General features: G+C 66.9%; 4 protein-coding genes. All 4 read left to right on the plus strand.

Annotation, left to right across the window (positions count from 1 at the left end; translation table 11 throughout):
• Positions 1-437: TatD family hydrolase (locus tag EA346_RS04085; RefSeq protein WP_296755995.1), on the plus strand; the 437-nt coding region annotated here is incomplete at its 5' end.
• Positions 438-586: 149 nt separating this feature from the next.
• Positions 587-901: a BolA/IbaG family iron-sulfur metabolism protein gene (locus EA346_RS04090; protein ID WP_296755998.1), complete on the plus strand. Its 315-nt coding sequence runs from the start codon at positions 587-589 to the stop codon at positions 899-901.
• Positions 902-908: 7 nt separating this feature from the next.
• Positions 909-2,177, plus strand: coding sequence for an alkaline phosphatase family protein (locus EA346_RS04095; RefSeq protein WP_296756002.1), 1,269 nt, complete (start codon positions 909-911; stop codon positions 2,175-2,177).
• Between the two features lie 36 nt (positions 2,178-2,213).
• The gene (locus tag EA346_RS04100; protein WP_296756004.1) at positions 2,214-2,531 is read left to right on the plus strand and encodes a hypothetical protein; all 318 of its coding nucleotides are present in this window, start codon (positions 2,214-2,216) and stop codon (positions 2,529-2,531) included.
• Positions 2,532-2,625 lie beyond the last annotated feature (94 nt).

Raw genomic sequence — 2,625 nt, forward strand, 5'->3', positions numbered from 1 at the left:
CCGTCGACCTGCGCATGCCCGTCTTTCTACACGAGCGCGAGGCCAGCCGCGATTTTGGGGACATTCTGCAGAGGTACCGCGACCGACTGCCCGCAGCAGTGGTCCACTGCTTCACCAGCGACGCCGCCGCCCTGGCCCGTTACCTCGAGATGGACTGCCATATCGGTGTGACCGGCTGGGTCTGCGACGAGCGCCGCGGCCAGGGGCTGCAGGAGCTGGTGCCGCGCATCCCCGACAACCGGCTGCTGCTCGAGACCGACGCCCCCTACCTGCTGCCGCGCACCCTACCCAAGGGCCTGCCGCACGGCCGGCGCAACGAGCCTTCGTTCCTTCCGCACATCGGCGAACACGTGGCGCGCCTGCGCAACACCGACCCGGAGGCCCTGGCAAGCCAGACCAGCGCCAACGCGCGCGCCTTCTACCAACTGCCCGATTGAACCTGGATCGCACGTACGCATTGGCGGCAGACATCGCGCCTTGGATCGCCCTGCATGCCTTTGCATCGGAGAGGCCAATTGCGAAATGAGCGTGGCGGAGTATGCTTCGGGTTTGATACCCGAACGCGTCAGTACGGACCCAACCTGCCATGATCCAACAGCAACGCATCACGGAAAAACTGGAGCAACACTTCGATCCGGTGCATCTGGAGGTGGAGAACGAGAGCCACATGCACAACGTGCCGCCCGGCTCCGAGTCCCATTTCAAGGTCACACTGGTCAGCGAGGCCTTTACCGGACAGAAACTGGTGGCCCGGCACCGCATGGTCAACCAGGTGTTGTCGGAGGAACTTGCCGGCAGCATCCACGCATTGGCCCTGCATACCCTGGATCCGGAGCAATGGTTCGAGCGCGCCGGGAAGGTGCCCGACTCGCCACCCTGTCACGGCGGTGACAAGTCCTGAGCCCGCCGTGATCGCGCCCCCCACCGATGCAAGGTCGCCCGTGACCGCATCGGCACGGAGATGGAACCTGGAGGCCCCACAGGGGCACGGGTTCATCAACCTGCTGGCCAGCCTCGAACAGGGGCTGGGTTCCGCCCAGGCCTTGAACCCGGAGCCCCCGCTGGCCGCGCTTCCGCCGGAAGTGGTGGCGGGTTACCGCCATGTGCTGGTCTGGCTGATCGACGGCTTCGCTCTGGACTACCTGGCATACGTACCTTCCCTGCGCGCCGATCTCGCGCTGCAGCTGGAAGCGGTCTTTCCCAGCACCACGGCCACCGCCATCACCAGCCTCTTCACCGGCATGAGTCCCGCACAGCACGGGCTGCTGGGCTGGCGAACCTACCTCCCGCAGGCGGATCGCACGCTGACAGTGCTGCCGGCACGCGAAAGCGACCACGCCGGCAATTCCGCCGCGCTGAGCTCGCAGAGCCTGAATGCCCGAATCCGTCCTTCGCCTCTGGTCAACCGACTGGCACGAAAGAGCACCTTCGTCTCCCCGGCCCGAATCGCGCACTCGCCCTACAACCGGCTGATGAGCGGCTCAGCAACGGTCATCGGGTACGACGAACTGGAGCAACTGCCGGCCTTACTGGGCGCCCACGTTCGGGCTGTGGGGCGGGCGCCCCACTACACCTATCTCTACTGGTCCCACCTGGACCATCTGGGGCATGAATGCGGGCCGGGCAGCCCTGAGGTCCGCGACCACCTCGCCGCGATCGACGCCACCTATAGCCGCCTGTGCGCCGAGCTGGCCGGTACGGACACGCTGCTGCTCACGACCACGGATCACGGCATGCGCACGGTCAGCCAGCGCCTGGACCTTCGCGAAGCACCCGCCGTGTGCGCCTGCCTGCGCCACCCGTTGACCGGGGAACCGCGGGCGGCGCTGGCGCACGTCCTTCCGGGGCGGCACCGGCAGTTCCGGCGCGCCATGGAGGAGCATTTCGGCAATCGCGTGGAGGTCATCGCCATGGAGGACTGGCTTTACGGCAACGCCTTCGGGTCGGGCGTTCCGCACCCGGAACTGCAGGCCCGGGCCGGAGACTACCTGCTGTTCCCCGACGAGGACAGCTACCTGGTCGACCCGGCAGGCGACGACACCGGCCCCTGCTTCATCGGCGCACACGGCGGAGTGACGCGAGCGGAACGCGAGATACCGCTGTTTCGCAGGAGCTTCGGCCACAAACCATCGCCGGATCGCACCGAAATGCGGCAGTGCGGGACCTACTCGGGCTAAAATGGCCCACTGGAACGACAGCAAGCGAGGTCCGCGATGAGCGACATCACCGAGAGCGAAGTCACCGAAGAAACCTATAACAACGCGGCGCAGAAGCTCATCGACCTCGCCAACACGCTCTCCGCCGACGGCCATTCGCCGGACGTGCACGAGGTCGCCGATGGTCTGCTCGCGGGCGTCATCCATTTCTGGCTCTACAGCCGGCAGCCCTGCGGGGACGCCTTCTGCGAGTCCTGCGCGCCCTTCAGCGACGCCGAGAGCCGCCTCGCGGTCCTGCGTGAACTCGTGGACGAACTCGGCCGCGACAGCGAGTACTTCCACTCCGCGACGGACACCCCGGCCGGGCACGCGTGAGGCTCACTAGGGTTGACGCGGCAGCTCAGCGACCGCTCTGCCCCCCTTCGGCACGAACAGGCCGTCGAGGCCGACCTGTGCCAGCTTGCGCTCC

Origin of the sequence: Thioalkalivibrio sp. (assembly GCF_007692535.1) — a bacterium.
Lineage (GTDB): Bacteria > Pseudomonadota > Gammaproteobacteria > Ectothiorhodospirales > Ectothiorhodospiraceae > Thioalkalivibrio.